Source organism: Rugosimonospora africana, from assembly GCF_016862975.1.
Classification (GTDB): Bacteria; Actinomycetota; Actinomycetes; order Mycobacteriales; family Micromonosporaceae; genus Rugosimonospora; species Rugosimonospora africana.
This window is the reverse complement of record NZ_BONZ01000017.1, coordinates 60750-77318: the sequence shown is the minus strand read 5'-3', so window position 1 is coordinate 77318 and position 16569 is coordinate 60750. Positions and strand designations below refer to the sequence as shown.

13 protein-coding genes are annotated in these 16569 nt (G+C 72.4%); 4 read left to right on the top strand and 9 right to left on the bottom strand.

What is annotated here, in order from left to right:
- Nucleotides 1-288: 288 nt before the first annotated feature.
- Complete coding sequence (locus Raf01_RS10185) at nucleotides 289-1725, bottom strand: nitric oxide synthase oxygenase (RefSeq protein ID WP_203917530.1); 1437 nt, start codon at nucleotides 1723-1725, stop codon at nucleotides 289-291.
- A gap of 225 nt (nucleotides 1726-1950) precedes the next feature.
- On the opposite strand from Raf01_RS10185, the gene Raf01_RS10180 reads away from it, so the two are divergent.
- Nucleotides 1951-2283 (top strand): PadR family transcriptional regulator, encoded by a 333-nt coding sequence (locus tag Raf01_RS10180; protein ID WP_203917529.1) that lies wholly within the window; start codon nucleotides 1951-1953, stop codon nucleotides 2281-2283.
- On the opposite strand, the gene Raf01_RS10175 is transcribed toward Raf01_RS10180, so the two are convergent.
- Genes Raf01_RS10175 through cydD form a run of 3 tightly spaced genes read right to left on the bottom strand, consistent with a single transcriptional unit; the run spans nucleotide 2258 to nucleotide 6601 of the window.
- Entirely contained in the window at nucleotides 2258-2962 is a 705-nt protein-coding gene (locus tag Raf01_RS10175; RefSeq protein ID WP_203917528.1) for a permease prefix domain 1-containing protein, read from the bottom strand. The two genes, Raf01_RS10180 and Raf01_RS10175, sit on opposite strands and share 26 nt — an antisense overlap.
- Before the next feature lie 4 nt (nucleotides 2963-2966).
- The gene (locus tag Raf01_RS49435; protein ID WP_239133502.1) at nucleotides 2967-4901 is read right to left on the bottom strand and encodes an amino acid ABC transporter ATP-binding/permease protein; all 1935 of its coding nucleotides are present in this window, start codon (nucleotides 4899-4901) and stop codon (nucleotides 2967-2969) included.
- A complete protein-coding gene (gene cydD / locus Raf01_RS10165) occupies nucleotides 4898-6601 on the bottom strand; it encodes a thiol reductant ABC exporter subunit CydD (RefSeq protein ID WP_203917527.1) in 1704 nt (567 codons plus the stop codon). The genes Raf01_RS49435 and cydD overlap by 4 nt, the downstream gene beginning before the upstream one ends.
- 322 nt (nucleotides 6602-6923) lie before the next feature.
- Here cydD and Raf01_RS10160 point away from each other — a divergent pair, with 322 nt between their 5' ends.
- The 3 genes from Raf01_RS10160 to Raf01_RS10150 are packed head-to-tail and all read left to right on the top strand — an operon-like array spanning nucleotide 6924 to nucleotide 11060.
- Entirely contained in the window at nucleotides 6924-8957 is a 2034-nt protein-coding gene (locus Raf01_RS10160) for an APC family permease (RefSeq protein WP_203917526.1), read from the top strand.
- A gap of 7 nt (nucleotides 8958-8964) precedes the next feature.
- Nucleotides 8965-10389 (top strand): ATP-binding protein, encoded by a 1425-nt coding sequence (locus Raf01_RS10155; RefSeq protein WP_203917525.1) that lies wholly within the window; start codon nucleotides 8965-8967, stop codon nucleotides 10387-10389.
- Complete coding sequence (locus Raf01_RS10150; RefSeq protein ID WP_203917524.1) at nucleotides 10386-11060, top strand: response regulator; 675 nt, start codon at nucleotides 10386-10388, stop codon at nucleotides 11058-11060. The genes Raf01_RS10155 and Raf01_RS10150 overlap by 4 nt, the downstream gene beginning before the upstream one ends.
- Here the strand turns inward: Raf01_RS10150 and Raf01_RS10145 are convergent.
- From Raf01_RS10145 to Raf01_RS10125, 5 genes are all read right to left on the bottom strand, one after another.
- The gene (locus tag Raf01_RS10145) at nucleotides 11042-12157 is read right to left on the bottom strand and encodes a GNAT family N-acetyltransferase (protein WP_203917523.1); all 1116 of its coding nucleotides are present in this window, start codon (nucleotides 12155-12157) and stop codon (nucleotides 11042-11044) included. The two genes, Raf01_RS10150 and Raf01_RS10145, sit on opposite strands and share 19 nt — an antisense overlap.
- Before the next feature lie 23 nt (nucleotides 12158-12180).
- On the bottom strand, nucleotides 12181-12969 hold the full coding sequence (locus Raf01_RS10140) for an ACT domain-containing protein (RefSeq protein ID WP_239133501.1): 789 nt from the start codon (nucleotides 12967-12969) through the stop codon (nucleotides 12181-12183).
- Between the two features lie 167 nt (nucleotides 12970-13136).
- Complete coding sequence (locus Raf01_RS10135; protein ID WP_203917522.1) at nucleotides 13137-14183, bottom strand: LacI family DNA-binding transcriptional regulator; 1047 nt, start codon at nucleotides 14181-14183, stop codon at nucleotides 13137-13139.
- A 37-nt stretch (nucleotides 14184-14220) separates the two neighbouring features.
- Nucleotides 14221-15651 (bottom strand): GH1 family beta-glucosidase, encoded by a 1431-nt coding sequence (locus Raf01_RS10130; protein WP_203917521.1) that lies wholly within the window; start codon nucleotides 15649-15651, stop codon nucleotides 14221-14223.
- Nucleotides 15648-16565 (bottom strand): carbohydrate ABC transporter permease, encoded by a 918-nt coding sequence (locus tag Raf01_RS10125; protein ID WP_203917520.1) that lies wholly within the window; start codon nucleotides 16563-16565, stop codon nucleotides 15648-15650. The genes Raf01_RS10130 and Raf01_RS10125 overlap by 4 nt, the downstream gene beginning before the upstream one ends.
- Nucleotides 16566-16569 lie beyond the last annotated feature (4 nt).

Here is a 16569-nt window from a genome sequence, read left to right as displayed (position 1 = left end):
GAACACACCAGCGACCACCGTCGATGAATCGGCCGCCGAGAAAGACCCCTCGGCGGCCACAACTACCAGGCAAAACTACGGATGGTAAAATCACGTCGACGGTTTGTACATGCACCTGGAACGGCCGAAAGCCTTGCTCTGCCTCTGTGGTCACCCGCGTGACGCGCACTCGCACTTCCGATCCGGTACGGAGTGCGTCACGTGTCCGGCCGGCCTCTGCCCCCGGTTCCGCCCGACCCCCTGGTGGCGTCGGGTGTTCGCGACGGTACGCGGGCGCGTGGGCCGGGTTCAGCGCAAGGAGTTGAGAGCCTCCCGCCCCACCGGCTGACGAGGCACCCACCACTCGGACATCGCCGGTTCCCGCACCGGCGGGGTGGAGTCGACCGGAGCCGCTGTCGTTGATACGACAGGTGCGAACGGGCACCTCGACATCAGCCGTGCCGTCCCGGCCGGGTTCGCCACCGCCGGCCGGGTCGTCCGCCCGTGCTGGGCCAGCTCCCGGGCCGGAGGGTCGAGATAGAAGTTCGGCCGCTGGTCGGCCTCGTCGTAGTAGCGGTGGAACACCGGCGTCGCCGCCCCGGACATCGGCGGCACGATCCACGTCCAGTCCGCGGGCGTACGGCGCCCGGCCCGCCGTTCCCGCTCCACGTGAGCGAGGAACCGCCGCGCCTCGGTGTGATGGTCGGAGATGCGTACCCCGGCGGCCTGGTACGACCACAGCACGGCACGGTTCAACTCCACCAGTGCCCGGTCGCGCCAGAGTGTCGTCTCGGTCGTGGTGTCCAGGCCCAGCCGGGCCGCGATCACCGGCAGCAGGTTGTACCGGTCCGGATCGGCCAGGTTGCGCGCACCGATCTCGGTGCCCATGTACCAGCCGTTGAACGGCGCCAGCGGGTAGTGCACGCCGCCGATCGTCAACCGCATGTTCGAGATCGCCGGTACCGCGTGCCAACGCAGCCCCAACTCGGCGAACCACCGGTACTCCGGGTGCGTCAGCGGCACCTCCAGCACCGCGTCCTCGGGGAGCTCGAAGAGGCGTACCCCGTCGCCGGGCGTCTCGATCGCCAGCGGCAGCACGTCGAACTCGCGACCCTTGCCCCGCCAGCCCAGCCGGGTCATCGCCTCGGTGAAGTCGACGTACCGCGGGTCGCCGACCAACTGGCCGTCGGCCCGACGGTATCCGGCGTAACGGATCAGCTGGTCATTCCAGACTCGCGAATAGGGCCGGCCCGGCCGGGCGGGCGCGAACACCGAGATGACCGGGCGGATCCGGCCGACCCGACGTGCGTCCGCCGGGGGCGTCCAGTCCGGCTCGGCGCGTCTGTCGCCGCGCGACGACCCAGACCAGACGTCGCGCCTCCGCGAGGCCGGCCCGCCGCCGGCGAGGCGAAGGTGGCCGACCAGGTCGTCGAAGATCTCTTCCGCGGTACCGGATGTCCGCCGGTCCAGCACCACGAGGCTGCGCCAGTACAGCCGGCCGATGCACCGGCTCGCGTTGCGCCACGCTGTCTGCGCGCCGAAGGTCAGCTCGGCGGCGCTGTGGACGTAGGTACCGGTGGCGGCGATCTCGGCCCGCACCTCCTCCAGCCTTCGCTCCACCGGACCGGCATCCCGGTTCTCCCGGTGGAACAGCCGGATGAACTGCTCGGCTTCGTCCCAGCTCACCAGGGCGTTCTCGTCCCATGGCTGGTTCGGGGTATCGCGGTAGCCAGGAATCCCGGCCATGTCCCCTCCACGTTCCATCGACGCAGGTTGTCACCGAAAGGTCGCACGGTGTAGTGATCGGGTTCCAGCCCTCCGGCCGCCGAGTCGCACAGGCCGTCCGTCGTCTCGGTGCCTCACCAGCCCGGCCCGGCATCGGCCGGCACCGCCGTCTTACTATCTGGGACGGCAATCGCGACAGGGTGCCCGCTGGCGGCCTGGCCTGGCCAACCCGTAGACTCGCTACACATGAAGGCCGACGCTCTCCGCGGGCACCTCGACGCACTCCTCCTCGCCGTGCTCGACAACGAGCCGCGGCACGGGTACGCGATCATCGAGGCGCTCCAGGAACGCAGCGGCGGCGTGCTCAACCTGCCCACCGGCACCGTCTACCCGGCCCTGCGCCGGCTCGAGCGCGCCGGACTCGTGGAAAGCGCGTGGAGCACCGTCGGCGGCCGGGAGCGGCGCACCTACCAGCTGACCACCGCCGGCCGGCGCACGTTGAGCGCCGAGCGCAGCGCGTGGCAGGAGTTCGCCAGCACGATCGGCGCCGTGCTCACGCCCCGACCGGCCGCCGGCTGACCAGGCGCAACGCGGCCCGCTGGGCCCGGCTGGTGGCCAGGCACCGCCAGGCACAGAACGCGGCATAGTCGAAGGCCAGCCACAACGCCACCCCGCCGGCCAGCAGCGGCCAGCGCATGGCGTTCGGCCACTGAGTGATGCTCCACACGTAGACCACGCCGCCGGCCAGCCCGTGAATGACCAGGAACGTCAGGGCGCCGTACCCGACCGCGTGGGTGAGGCGCACCCCGTCCCGGACGTACCGGCTGCCCCACCCGAAGCCGAGCAGCACGACCGCCGCCACCAGCCCGCCGGCCAGGGACAGGTAGTCGAAGCTGGAGGCGAGCCGCAGGTACTCGCTGGACATGGGGTGCGTGCCCGGCCATGGGCTGTGTCGCCACATGAGCGGGGCGAGCAGGTAGAGCGTGGGCAGCGCGAGCGCGATCAACATGGCGGTGCGCCGGCCCTGCGCCACCGCCAGCTCCGCCTGATAGTCGGGCACGACCTCCTGGTACGAGCCGAACTCGTCGATCGCCCGGCGCTGGGCGTCCCCGGAGCTCAGCCCGGCGTCCAGGTATGCCTCGGCGGCGTCGGTCAGGCTGTCGCGTGCCTCGGCCACCAGGTCATCGCGGACCCGACGGGGACCGCGCAGCGCCGCGGCCAGACCGGCCGCGTAGCCGTCGATGTCAACATCGGACACCATTTCAGCGTCCCACACCACTGCCGATGGCGGAGTCCGGGACCTCCCTGATTCCGGTCCAGGTGGAGTACCATCCGGGCCTCGCGAGCAGGGCGTCGTGCCCGCCGCGCTGGGCGATCCGCCCGTCGACCAGCACCACGATCTCGTCGAACGCCCGCAGGTCCACCAGCCGGTGAGTGACCATGACCACGGTGTGCCCGGCGGTGACGCGCAGCACGTCGGCGAGCACCGCGTCCGCGGCGGCCGGGTCCAGGCCCTCGGTCGGCTCGTCCAGCACCAGTACCGGCGGCGGATCGAGCAGCGCGCGGGCCAGCAGCAGCCGCTGGCGCTGGCCGCCGGACAGCGTGGCCCCGTCCTCGCCGATCAGGTCGTCCAGCCGGCCGGCCCAGTCCGGCAGCCCGGCGTCGGTCAGCGCCCGGCCCAGCGCCGGATCGTCGAACCCGGTCCGGCCGAGCGTGAGATTCTCGCGTACGGAGGCGTGGAACACATACCCGTCGGCCAGTACGCCGCCGGACCGTGGCCAGCCCAATCCGTCCGGTTCCGTCGGCGAGTCGGCCACGCCCGAGCGGGGGGACGTGAGCGTCACGCCGTCCACCAGCAGCCTGCCCGCCGTCGGTCGGAGCTGTCCGACCAGCACACCGAGCAGCGTGGACTTGCCGGCGCCGCTCGGCCCGACCACGGCCACCCGGCGACCGGGCGACAGGTCCAGGTCGATGCCGCTCAGCGCGGGTACCGCGACGCCCGGGTAACGCACCTCGATCCGGCGGGCGGCGATGGCCGGAACCGGCGCGTCGGCCACCCGCCGGCTGCCCACGTCCGCACCGTCCCGATCCGCGCCGCCGCGATCCGCGCCGCCCTCATCCGCGCCGCCCCGATCCGCGCCGCCCCGGGCCGCGCCATCCCGGGCCGCGCCGTCCCGATCCGCGCCGTCTCCGGCGAGCGGCGCCGGAAGCGGAGCCGGCGCCGGATCCGGGGGCGCCGGGGAGTCCGCCGCCAGCAGCGGCCGGATCCGCCGCCAGGCCCCGCGCAGCTCCGCGTACCGCACCGCCGCGCCGGTCAGCGGCAGCACCGCCTCCACTGCCGCCAACGCCAGCAGCGACAGCACCGCGACCATGACCGACGGGCCGCCGCGCACGGTCACCGCGAACACTCCGATCGCCGTCGCCCCGGGGATCAGCGCGCCCACCGCTCCGGTCGCCGCGCCCACCGCGCCCGCGCGGCGTTCCAGCCGGGCCAGTGCGGTCGCCTGGCCGGCCGCTCCGGCCAGCGCCGAGCCGGTGGCGCCGAACACGGCCAGGTCGGCCGCGCCGGCCAGGACGTCGACCGAGGCCGCCAGGTACCGTCCGCGCACCTCGGCGATCCGCGCCGCGGCCCGGTCCGCCAGCCTGAACGCCAGGGCGGGCAGGGCGAGCCCGGCTGTCAAGAGGCCGGCCGCCAGCAGCAGCGCGGCCGGGCCGGAGAAGGCCGCGGTGAACCCGACCGTGACAACCGTCACGACACCAGCGACGGCGGCCGGGATCGCGCAGCGCAGCAGCAGATCCTGCACACTGTCCACATCGGACACCAGGCGGGCCAGCAGGTCCCCCCGCGGCAGCCGGCCGGCGTCCCGGCTGAGCTTCGCGTAGACCCGGGTACGCAGCCGGGCCAGTACCCGCAGAGCCGCGTCGTGGCCGGCCAGCCGTTCGAGGTAGCGCAGCGTTCCCTTGCCGATCGCCAGCGCGCGCACCGCGACGATGGCCACGGTCAGCGCGACGATCGGCGGGCGCTGGGCAGCCCGGCTGATCAGCCAGGTCGCCGTGGCCAGCAGGCCCAGGCCGGACAGGTCGGTGGCGGCGGACAGCAGCGCCGCGAGGACGAGCGTGCGGACTGCGCTCCCGCCGACGATCCGCAGGCCGGCCGCCCGCGTGCCGGACGGCGCGGTACCGGACGATGCGCTCACGCCGCCCCACTCCCCTCGACCCTGATCAGGGTCCGGTCCGCCACCAGCGTGCCGCCACCGTCACCGGCGGTCTCCTCGCGTACCGTGCCGCCGGCCACCCACAGGATCCGGTCGGCCGTCGCGACCAGGGCCGGGCGGTGGGCGACCAGCAGCGCGGTGCGGTCCCGGGCCAGGGTGGCCGCCGCCGCGAGTACCGCCGCCTCGCTGGCCGAGTCGAGCCGGGCGGTCGGCTCGTCGAACAGCAGCAGCGACGCGTCGCCGCGCAGGTACGCCCGGGCCAGCGCCAAGCGCTGGCGCTGCCCGCTGGACAACCCGTACCCGCGCTCGCCGAGCACCGTCGCGTACCCATCGGGGAGCGCGCCGACGAATCCATGCGCCTGGGCGGCCCGGGCGGCGGTCTCGACCGCCTCGACGGACGCGTCCGGCGCACCGAGCCTGATGTTGTCCAGCACCGACGCGGCGAACAGGTGCGGTCGCTGCGGTACCCAGGCCAGCCGCGCCCGCCACGCCGCCAGGTCCACCGTCGACAGGTCGACACCGCCGGCCAGGATCCGGCCGTGCTCCGGCTCGATGAAGCCGAGCAGCAGGGCCAGCACCGTGCTCTTGCCGGCCCCGCTCGGGCCGACCAGCGCGACCCGCTCCCCGGCCGGAACGGTGAAGGACGCCTCGCACAGCACCGGGGAGTCGCCGTACCCGGCGGTCACCCGGTCGAACACCAGCTCCACCGCGCCCGGGTCGGGTACCCGCGCGGTTACCCGGGCCACCCGCGCTTGCCGGCCGGGCTCGGACGACTCCAGTAACGCGAACGCGTCCGTCGCCGCGGCCAGCCCCTCCTGGCTGGCGTGGAACTGCGCGCCGGCCGCCCGCAGCGGCGCGTACGCCTCCGGTGCGAGCAACAGCACCAGCAGCGCCACCGGCAGCGTCACCCTGCCGTCCAGCAGCCGCAGGCCGACCGGCACCGCGACCAGCGCCACCGACACCGTGGCCACCAACTCCAGCACCAGCGCGGACAGGAACGCCACCCGCAGCGTGGCCATGGTCGCGCCGCGGTACTTCTCGGCCATCCCGCGCACGACGTCGATCTGTGCCCGGGCCCGGCCGAACGCGCGCAGCGTCGACATGCCGGACAGCATGTCGAGGAAGTGGCCACCGAGCCGGGACAGCAGCCGCCACTGGCGCTCCGTACGGGTACGGGTGTGCCAGCCGACCAGGATCGCGAAGATCGGGATCAGCGGCAGGGTGAGCGTGATCACCAGTGCCGAGGTGCGGTCGCCGAACGCCAGCCGGGCCAGCACCGCCACCGGTACCGTCACCCCGAGCACCAGCGTCGGCAGGTACCCGATCAGGTAGTTGTCCAGCGCGTCGACCCCGCGCCCGACCAGCGTGGCCAGTTCGCCGGCCCGCTGCCCGGCCAGCCAGCCCGGCCCGCGGTCGCTGACCGCGGCCAGCAGCCGCTCGCGCAGTCCGGCCTTGACGTTCGCCGCGGCGCGCGCGGCCAGCACGCCCTGCGCCGCGTGGTGCGCCGCCCGGAGGGCGATCACGACGGCGGTCGCGACCAGCGCACCCCGGTCGAGCCGACCGCTCACGCCGGCCGCGATCAGCTGTGACAACGCGCTGGCCTGCGCGACGACGAGGATCGCGGCGAGGACACCGGAGCCGGTCACCGCGACGAAGTACGTCCGCAGGCCCGGCAGCCGCATCAGCCGTGGATCAACCGGTCCCACTCCCGCATCACCGCCCGTCCCGGTATGACGACGCATACCCCCGCGACATGTTGCCAGCCTACATGTCGAATTCTGATGTCCATATCCGGCTCCGGGACTCGGATCTCCACCCACCGGCCACGACAACTGAACACCCACAGCCGCCTCGCCGGCCACGACAACTGAATCCGCACCCGCCTCGCCGGCCGCGGCAACTGAACGCCCGCACCGTCAAGAAACCGTCAAGATTGACCGGCTCGGCGTCAAAGACCCGTCAGGACCGACCGGTCCGGCGGCTTCCGCCCGTTTCGCTGTTCGCGTGTTCGATGTGGCCAAACGGTTCCTGGTCGGCCGCCCGCTCGGCAGCGACCGGCTCGGCGAGACCCTGCTGCCCAAGCGGTTGGCGCTGCCCGTGTTCTGCTCCGACCCGCTGTCCAGCGTGGCGTACGCCACTCAGGAGATCCTGCTCGTCCTCAGCCTCGGCGGTCTGGCGCTGCTGTGGCTGTCCTGGTGGGTCGCCGCCGCCGTGGTGGTGCTGCTCGTCCTGGTCGTCGCGTCGTACCGGCAGACCTGCTACGCGTACCCGACGGGCGGCGGGGCGTACGCCGTCTCCCGGGCCAACCTGGGCGCCAACGCCGCCCTGGTCGCCGCGAGCGCGCTGCTGGTCGACTATGTGCTCACCGTGGCGGTCAGCGTGGCCGCCGGAGTGGACAACATCGTCTCCGCGTTCCCCTCGCTGGCGCCGTACCAGGTCGGCATCAACGTCGCGCTGATCGCCCTGCTCGCCCTGGTCAACCTGCGCGGGGTCAAGGAGTCCGGTACCGCGTTCGCGGTGCCCACCTACGGGTTCGTGATCATCGTGCTGAGCATGCTCGCGGTCGGCGCCGCCAAGCTGCTGACCGGCGGTCACCTCGTCGCGTCCAGCGCGCGCTACCAGGTGACCCCGAGCGTGACCCACGCCGGCGGGTTGATCCTGCTGATGCTCGGCCTGCGCGCGTTCGCCTCCGGCTGTACCGCGCTGACCGGCGTGGAGGCGGTGAGCAACGGGGTACCGAACTTCCGCAAGCCGAAGAGCAAGAACGCGGCCGGCACGCTGACCATCATGGGCACCCTGGCGATCATCATGTTCGCCGGGATCACCGCGTTGGCCATCGTCGCCCACGTACACCTCACCAGCGACAACGCCGAGCTGGTCGGCTTTCCCGCGAACGGCGAACAGAAGACGGTCATCGCCCAGCTCGGCGCCGCCGTGTTCGGGGCCAGCTCGATCGGGTTCTACCTGCTCCAGGTGTTCACCGCGGCGATCCTGGTGCTCGCCGCGAACACCGCGTTCAACGGGTTCCCGATCCTCGCCTCGATCCTCGGCCAGGACGGGTACCTGCCCCGGCAGTTCGCCCGGCGCGGCGACCGGCTGGTCTTCTCCAACGGCATCGTCCTGCTGGCCCTGCTCGCGGCCGGACTGATCTGGGCGTTCGACGCCAGCACCACGCGACTCATCCAGCTGTACATCATCGGCGTGTTTGTCTCGTTCACCCTGTCCCAGCTCGGGATGGTGCGGCACTGGAACCGGCGGCTGTCGACCGAGCGGGACAGGTCCGCCCGCCGCCGCGTCCACCGGTCCCGGGCGATCAACCTGCTCGGGGCGCTGACCACCGCGCTGGTACTGGTGATCGTTCTGATCACCAAGATCACGCACGGGGCGTGGCTGGTGGTGATCGCGATGCCGACCCTGTTCCTGCTGATGAAGGCCGTCCAGCGGCACTACACCCGGATCGCCGACGAACTGGCGCCCGAACCGGCCGGAATGGTGCTGCCGGCCCGGATCCACGCCGTCGTCCTCGTCTCCCGGCTGCACAAGCCGGCGCTGCGCGCCCTGGCCTACGCCCGGGCCACCCACCCGGACTCGCTGACCGCGCTGACCGTCGCCACCAACGAGGAGGAGGTACGCGACCTTCAGACGCAGTGGGCCGACCGGGGGGTACCCGTACCGCTGACCGTCCTGGAGTCGAAGTACCGGGACATCACCGGCCCGGTACTGGATTTCATCGCCGCGCGCCGGGGCGTGGGGCCCCGCGACCTGGTCGTCGTGTATCTGCCCGAATACGTGGTCGGCCACTGGTGGGAGCACCTGCTGCACAACCAGAGCGCCCTGCGCCTCAAGGCCCGGCTGCTGTTCCAGCCCGGGGTGATGGTCACCAGCGTGCCCTGGCAGCTGCGCTCCACCGAATCATCGGACGATCACGACCAATCCGGCTCGGCGCGTCTCGCGCCGCGCCGCGACCAAGATCAGTCGCCGAAGCCGGGCGGGGTCACAGAGCCGCGCCAGCCGGTGGAGGCCGGCGTCGCCGTATAACTGAGGCGTGATTGCGCAGTCCCGCCCCCTCCGGTCACCGGCCCGCACCTGGCTGGGCCTCGGGCTGGGCGTGGCCGGGCTCGCCAGCCTCACCGCCACGCTGGCGCACGGCAACCTGACCAACACCGCCCTGCTCTACCTGGTGCCGGTGGTGCTCGTGGCCGCCGTCGGCGGGGTGTGGCTGGGCCTGGCCACGGCGATCGCGTCCGATCTGCTGCTCAACTGGTACTTCGTGCCGCCGTACCACACTCTGTCCGTTGATCGGCGGGACAACCTGGTCGCTCTGCTGGTCTACGTCCTCGTGGCGGTGGCCGTGAGCCTGGCGGTCGACCTGGCCGCCCGGCAGCGGGCCGCCGCCGCCCGCAGCGGGATCGAGGCCCAGTTGCTCGCCCGGATCGCGTCCGCTCCCGTGGTCGACCAGTCCCTGCGCCAACTGCTCGGGCACGTGCAGACCGCCTTCAACATGCGGGGCGTGGCGCTGGTCGAGGGCGACACCGTGGTGGCCAGCGTGGGAGCCGTCGGCGGCAGCGCCACACCCGCGCTGGAGGTCGAGGCAGCCCCCGGCCTGCACCTGATCGCGGTCGGCCCGACCCTGTTCGCCGAGGACCGGCGGCTGCTCGGCCGGCTGGCCGCCGCCGCGGCCCGGACCCTGGAGGCGCAGCGGTTGGCCGAGCAGGCCGGTCGCGCCGCCCAACTGGCCGAGGTGGACAAGCTGCGCACCGCGATCCTGGCGGCGGTCGGTCACGACCTGCGTACCCCGCTGGCCAGCATCAAGGCCGCCGCGTCCAGCCTGCGCGCCGGCGACGTGTCGTTCTCCGCGCAGGACCGCGACGAGTTGCTGGAGACCGTCGAGGAGTCGGCCGACCGGCTCGACGACCTGGTGGAGAACCTGCTGGCGATGAGCCGGCTCCAGGCCGGGGTACTGTCGGTGCAGTCCCGGCCGGTGGCGCTGGACGAGGTGGTGGCCCGCGCGCTGCTGCACACGCCGCCCGGCGCCGCGCTGGATGTGGCGATCGGCGACGACCTTCCCCTGGTGTCGGCCGATCCCGGGCTGCTGGAAAGAGTGGTGGCAAACCTGGTGAGCAACTCGGTCACCGCCTCGTCCGGGGCGGCGGTCACCCTGCGCGCGACCACCACATCGTCCACTGTGGACTTCGCGGTGGTGGACCACGGTCCGGGCGTACCCGCGGCCGACCGGGACCGCATCTTCGCACCGTTCCAGCGGTTGGACGATCGCCGGGCGGACGGAGGGCTGGGCCTGGGGCTGGCCATCGCGCGTGGGTTCACCGAGGCGATGGGCGGATCGCTGCATCCGACCCAGACTCCCGGCGGCGGACTGACCATGACCGTGACGCTGCCCCGGGCGGCACCGGAATCCGCGGGCCGGTCCGGCGCGGACGAGCCTTCGCGTCCACAGTGGACTGACGAGTGAGCCGGATCCTGGTCGTCGACGACGACCGCCAGCTGCTGCGCGCGCTGCGCATCAACCTCATCGCCCGGGGATACGACGTCGTACTCGCGCCGGACGGCGCGACCGCGCTGGCCGCCGCGAGCCGGCAGCCGCCCGACCTGGTGGTGGTCGACCTCGGTCTGCCCGACATGGACGGCGTCGAGGTGGTCCAGGGCATCCGGGGCTGGTCGACCGCGCCGGTGATCGTGTTGTCCGCCCGCCACCTGGAGCAGTCGAAGGTACGGGCGCTGGACGCCGGAGCCGACGACTACGTCACCAAGCCGTTCGGGATGGACGAGTTGCTGGCCCGGGTACGGGCGGCGCTCCGCCGCGCAGCGCCAGCCGTCCAGGAGCCGGTGGTGGAGACCGAGACGTTCACCATCGACCTGGGCGCCCGCCGGGTCGTGCGGGACGGTGCCGACGTCCGGCTCACCCCGACCGAATGGCATCTGCTGGAGGTACTGGTCCGCAACTCCGGCCGGCTGGTCTCCCAGCGGCAACTGCTCCAGGAGGTCTGGGGCCCAAGGTACGAGTCGGAGACCAACTACCTGCGGGTGTACGTGGCGCAGCTGCGCGCGAAGCTGGAGCCGGACCCGTCCCGCCCCCGGTACCTGCACACCGAGCCCGGCATGGGCTACCGGTTCACTTCGTGAGTGGAGGGAACCACCGGCTGGGTGGTCGGGGGCACCGGGTCGGTCGCGTCCGGGCGCAGGTCGGCGGTCAGGGTCAGCATCGAGCCGTCGACCACCTGACGCACCGGGCGACCCAGCCGGGCCATGATGCGTACCAGAGCCAGGCTGTCCGGCTGCGAGGCGTAGGCGTGCAGCGCCTCCACCCCGCCGTCGGCCGCCAGCCGCGCCATCCGGCGCAGTAGCGCACTGCCCACCCCCCGGCGCCGGTACGCCTCGACGACCAGCAGGTCGACCTGCGCCTCGGTACCGTCGCGGTGCATGCGGGCCACAGCCACCGCCTGACCGGCCGCCACCGCCTGCCCCGCCGGCTCTGCCTGCCCCGCCTTCCCGGCCTGCCCCGCCGGTTCCGCCTCGGCGATCAGGGTGAGATTGATCGGCGCGTCTGGCGCCGCGCCACGACCCAGATGCCGGGTCACGCCGGCCCACGCCCGCCGGCGGGCGTACAGCGCGGCCACCGCCTCGGCGTCCTCCGGCCCGGCGAGCCGGACGGTCAGCTCGTCCCCGTCCGGCAGCAGCAGGTGCCACCGGCGCCCGGCCTGCTCCAGTACGGCGGCGGCGAGATCCACGAGCGCGTGCGCCCGGGCGAACTCGGCCGGCGTGAACGGCGGCTCGTCGCGCCGGACCAGCAGCGTCCCGCCGGCCGGGTCGGGCAGCCGCATGGCGTCCTCCGCGAAGTCCCGACCGGCCGGGCAGTCCCGGGGGCTCCACGACACCGTGCCGCCGTTCATCAGCCCGGCCAGCGCCGGGCCCAGCTCCTCCGGGTCCCGTACCAAGCGGGCCGCCACACCCAACAGCTGCGTCTGCGTGTCGACCAGCCCGCGGACGTCGGTGCGGCCGACCCACGCGTCCCGGCCCCGGCCCTTCGCGATGGCGGCGAGCAGGTCCGCCTCGCTCAGGTTGTCCGGCGCGTCGACCAGGAAATCGTCCACCGCGCCGGCTTCGGTCGCGTGCACCTGCACCGACAGGATGTTCACCGAGCGCAGCGCGAGGCTGGCCGTCAGCACCGACAGGTACCCCGGCCGGTCGTCCACCGTCGCCCGTACCCGCCAGAACGCCATGTCGACTCCCTATTCACTCTTGATCAGCGGTCGAACATCGAGGCGAGGCCCGACCCGGACGGGTTGACCGGCCAGTCGATGGGCCGGTGTCCCCGGCCGCTGCCCGCCGACGCCCCGACCAGGCCGTCCAACCGGTCGCCGAGCACCAGCCCGCAGGCCCGGACCAGCTGCGCCAGCCGATCGACCTCGGTCGTGTGGAACGCGGGTACCGGCAAGTCGGCCTCTCCGCCGCTCCGGGCGACGAGCAGCACCACGCCGCCCCGGCCGAACGGCGCGGCGGCGAACAGCATCCCGTCGGCTCCGCCGAAGGCGCGCGGTCGCAGCGGGGCGACATCCGGCATCGTCAACGGGTCCGGTGCCTGCCAGCTCGCGTACGCCACCGCTGCCCGGCCCGGCGTCGTGCCGCCGTTCTCCGCGGCGCTCGCCCAGTCCGCCGGTACCACCAGAGCCGCCGCCCAGTCCGCGGACAGCAGGCCCGGTACGGCATCGACCAGGGTGGCGATCCCGCCATCCGCGCTCGCCGCGACCTGGCCGACCAGCTCGGCGTCGGCGCCACCGATCGCCGGGGCCCCGCCGGTCGAGCGCCAGATTCCCTCGACGGCGACCCCGGGGATGGCCCCGAGCCCGGCGAGGATCCGGTCCACCGGGGCGGCGGCTGGCCAGATCACCGTGAAGTCGTCGACGGCCCTGCCGCCGACGCGCTCCAGCACGATCATCTGAACGATGTCGGCCCCGGTCACCCCGAGGGTGCGGGCGACCTGACCGAGAGAGCCCGGCCGGTCTGGTAGCCGTACCCGCAGCCGCAACAACATGGAGGACCCCCTCGCCGACCGTCTGTCCCAGTCAGCGTGCCGCCTCAACGTTTCCGGACTATTGCGGCACTGTGTCCCCCGCAGAAAGCCGGTCAATCCCCGCTCTGATCAGCGAGTTTGACCGGCTGGTCCGCTCAGGTGTCGGGGGAAGGGGAGACTCCCTCGGGTCAGGCCGAGGCCCGGCGCACCAGGTGGGTGTCCAGCATCACCGAGCGGCCCTCGTCCGCTTCGCCGCGGATCCGGTCCAGCAGCAGCCGGGCCATCTCCCGGCCCATCTCCTCCACCGGCTGGTACACGGTGGTCAGCGGCGGGTCCGTCTGGCGGGCCAGTGCCGAGTCCTCGAACCCGACCACCGCGACGTCCGACGGGATGCGCCGGCCGCGGTCCTTGAGCACCCGCATCGCACCGAACGCCATCAGGTCCGACGCGGCGAACAGCCCGTCGATGCCGGGCCGGGCGGACAGCAGCTCACGCATCGCCCGCGCGCCGCTCTCCTCGCTGAAGTCGCCGTACCCGATCAGCGCCTCATCCAGCTTGAGCCCGGCCTCCACGATCTCCTGCCGGTACCCAGCGAGCCGGTGGACACCCACGGCCATGTCCTGCGGCCCGGCGATCACCGCGATCTGCCTGCGACCCGACGCGGCGAGATGCGCCACGGCCAGCCGGGCGCCGCCGGCGTTGTCCACGTCCACGAAGTTGACCGGCTGGTCGTCGGGTACCAGCATGCCGGCCGGCCGGCCGCCGAGAACCGCGGGCAGGCCCCGCTCGCGCAGCCGGCCGGGCAGCGGATCGTCATCGTGCAGGGACAGCAGCAGCACGCCGTCCACGTGCTGGCGGGTCAGGTGCTGGTTGACCCGGTCGCGCTCCTCCGGTGACTGGGCCATGGCCAGCCACAGCTGGAGCGGAGTCTCCAGAAGCACGCTGCTGATGCCTCGGATGATTCCGGCGAAGAACGGCTCCCCGAACACCCTGGCCTCGGATTCGGACACCACGAGCGCCACGGAGTCGTTGCGTTGAGTCACCAGCGCTCGCGCCGCCCGGTTCGGGACATAGCCCAACTCCTCGATCGCTCGCTGGACAGCGGCCTTGGCTTCGGGGCTCACCTGGGGTGATCCGTTGACGACCCGAGACACGGTGCCACGTCCGACACCCGCCCGAGCGGCCACCTCGTCCAGCGTGGGTCGCCCGGCGGACCGGGTTCGCTGGGTCGTCATGTCAGTTCTCCTCGCCGGTTCGCGGTTGATCGCCTCCCTATTGTGCAGTCAGCCCATTGCGCCTGGTCACTTCCGCATACCAAGCGCCGCTGGCCTTGAAGACCCGGCGCTGCGAAGGGTAGTCGACGTAGATCATGCCAAAGCGCTTCTCGTACCCCCACGCCCATTCGAAGTTGTCCATGAGCGACCAGGCGAAGTATCCGCGCAACGGCACCCCCTCGGTGATCGCCTGGTGGCACGCGCGCAGGTGTTCGTCGAAGAATTTCACCCGGTCGGCGTCGTCGACCCAACCATTGGCGTCCGGTACGTCGTCGAAGGCGGCGCCGTTTTCGGTGACGTACAGCGGCAGCTCCGGGTACTCCTGGTGGACCCGGCGCAGCACCTCGGTCAGCCCGGGCGCGTCGATCTCCCAGTTCATCGCCGTCAACGGCACGTCCCGGCTGACGAACCGGACATTCTCCGCGCCCGGCCACGAAGTGCCACCCTTGGGGTCGCCCACCGGCGTACCCGGCTCCGGGGCGGCCACCACGTACCGGCTGTAGTAGTTGATCCCGAGCTGGTCCAACGGCGTGCTGATCACGTCCAGGTCGCCGTCGCGGACGTGCCCGAAGTCGGACAGCTCGCGCAGGTCCTCCATGAGGTCCGCCGGGTAGCGGCCGAGCAGCAGCGGGTCGAGGAAGATCCGGTGAGCCAGCCCGTCGATCCGGCGTGCCGCGTCGAGATCCTCCGGGCACTCGCTGGCCGGCGACATCGCGTACAGGTTGAGAGTGATGCCCGCGTCCAGCGGGCTGCCCGACTGCCGCATGGCCTGGACCGCGAGGCCGTGGCCGAGCATGAGGTGGTGCGCCGCCGGGATGGTCAGCTCCCGGTCACGCCGCCCGGGCGCGTGGTCCCCCGAGCCGTACCCGAGAAACGCCGAGCACCACGGCTCGTTCATCGTCGTCCAGTGCGTGACCCGGTCGCCCAGCGCCTCGTGCAGGCGGCCGGCGTAGTCAGCGAACCGGTGCGCGGTGTCCCGGTTGGGCCAGCCTCCGGCGTCCTCCAACTCCTGCGGCAGGTCCCAGTGGTACAGCGTCAGCCAGGGCACCACGCCACGCTGGTTCAGCTCGTCCAGCAGCCGCTTGTAGAAGTCCACACCGGGCTGGTTCAGCGGGCCCGACCCGCCGGGCTGGACACGCGACCAGGACACCGAGAACCGGTACGCGCGTAGGCCCATGCGCTCGATCAGGTCCACGTCCTCCCGGTACCGGTGGTAGTGGTCGCAGGCGACGTCGCCGTTGTCGCCCCCGGCCACCCGACCCGGCGTGTGACTGAAGGTGTCCCAGATCGAGGCGGTCCGGCCGTCCTCGGCCGCCGCGCCTTCGATCTGGTACGCGGCGGTGGCCCCTCCCCAGAGGAAGTCTGCCGGGAACGTCGCGGCGTCCCGGGCCAGCAGGACCGCTTCGGGCGCGAGATTGTAGGTAGTCACGCTTTGAGAGCACCTTCCATGATGCCGCCGATGATCTGACGGCCGAGCAGAATGAAGACGATCAGCAGCGGCACGGTCGCCACCGCTGTACCGGCGAAGACCTGCGCGTAGTCCTGGTAATACCCGTTGCCCAGGTTGCGCAGGGAGAGCAGAACGGTCGGGTTCTCCGGGTCCTGCAGGGCGACCAGGGGCCAGAGAAAGTCATTCCAGGTCTGCATGAACGTGAAGATCCCCAGAACCGCGGCGGCCGGACGCAGCGCGGGCAGGACGACGTGCCAGTAGATCCCCCAGGTGTTGCTGCCGTCGATGCGTGCCGCCTCGATCAGCTCGTCGGGGACCGCCTGGCTGGCGTACTGCCGCATGAGGAACACGCCGAAGCCGTTGACCAGAGCCGGCACGATCACCGCCGCCAGGTGGTTCTCCCAGCCCAGCTTGACCATCATCAGGAACAGCGGGATCAGACCGATCTGGACCGGGATCATCATGCTGCCGAGGATCACCAGGAGAAGCGCGTTCTTGCCACGGAAGTGCAGCTTGGCGAACGCGAAGCCGGCCAGCGAGGAGAAGAACACCACCGACACGGTCACGCTGCTCGAGATGATGATCGAGTTGAGCAGGCCCTTGGCCACGTTCGCGTCGACGTTGGAGAAGACCGCCTGCAGGTTGTGCGTCAGCCGGCCGCCGGGAACCAGCGACGGCGGCATCTTGAAGATCGCGTCGTTGGACTCCGTCGCCCCGACGATCATGACGTACAGCGGGAACACCGACAGGAGCAGGGCCGCGACCAGCGTGATGTACGTCAGCGGGCTGGTGCGCCACAGCCGGCCGGACGCCGATCGGAGCCGGGCGGGCCGGCGCTCGCGCTGCTCGTGCCGGTCCTGCCGGGCGTGCGCGGGTGGGTAGGTCGTCGCCATCACA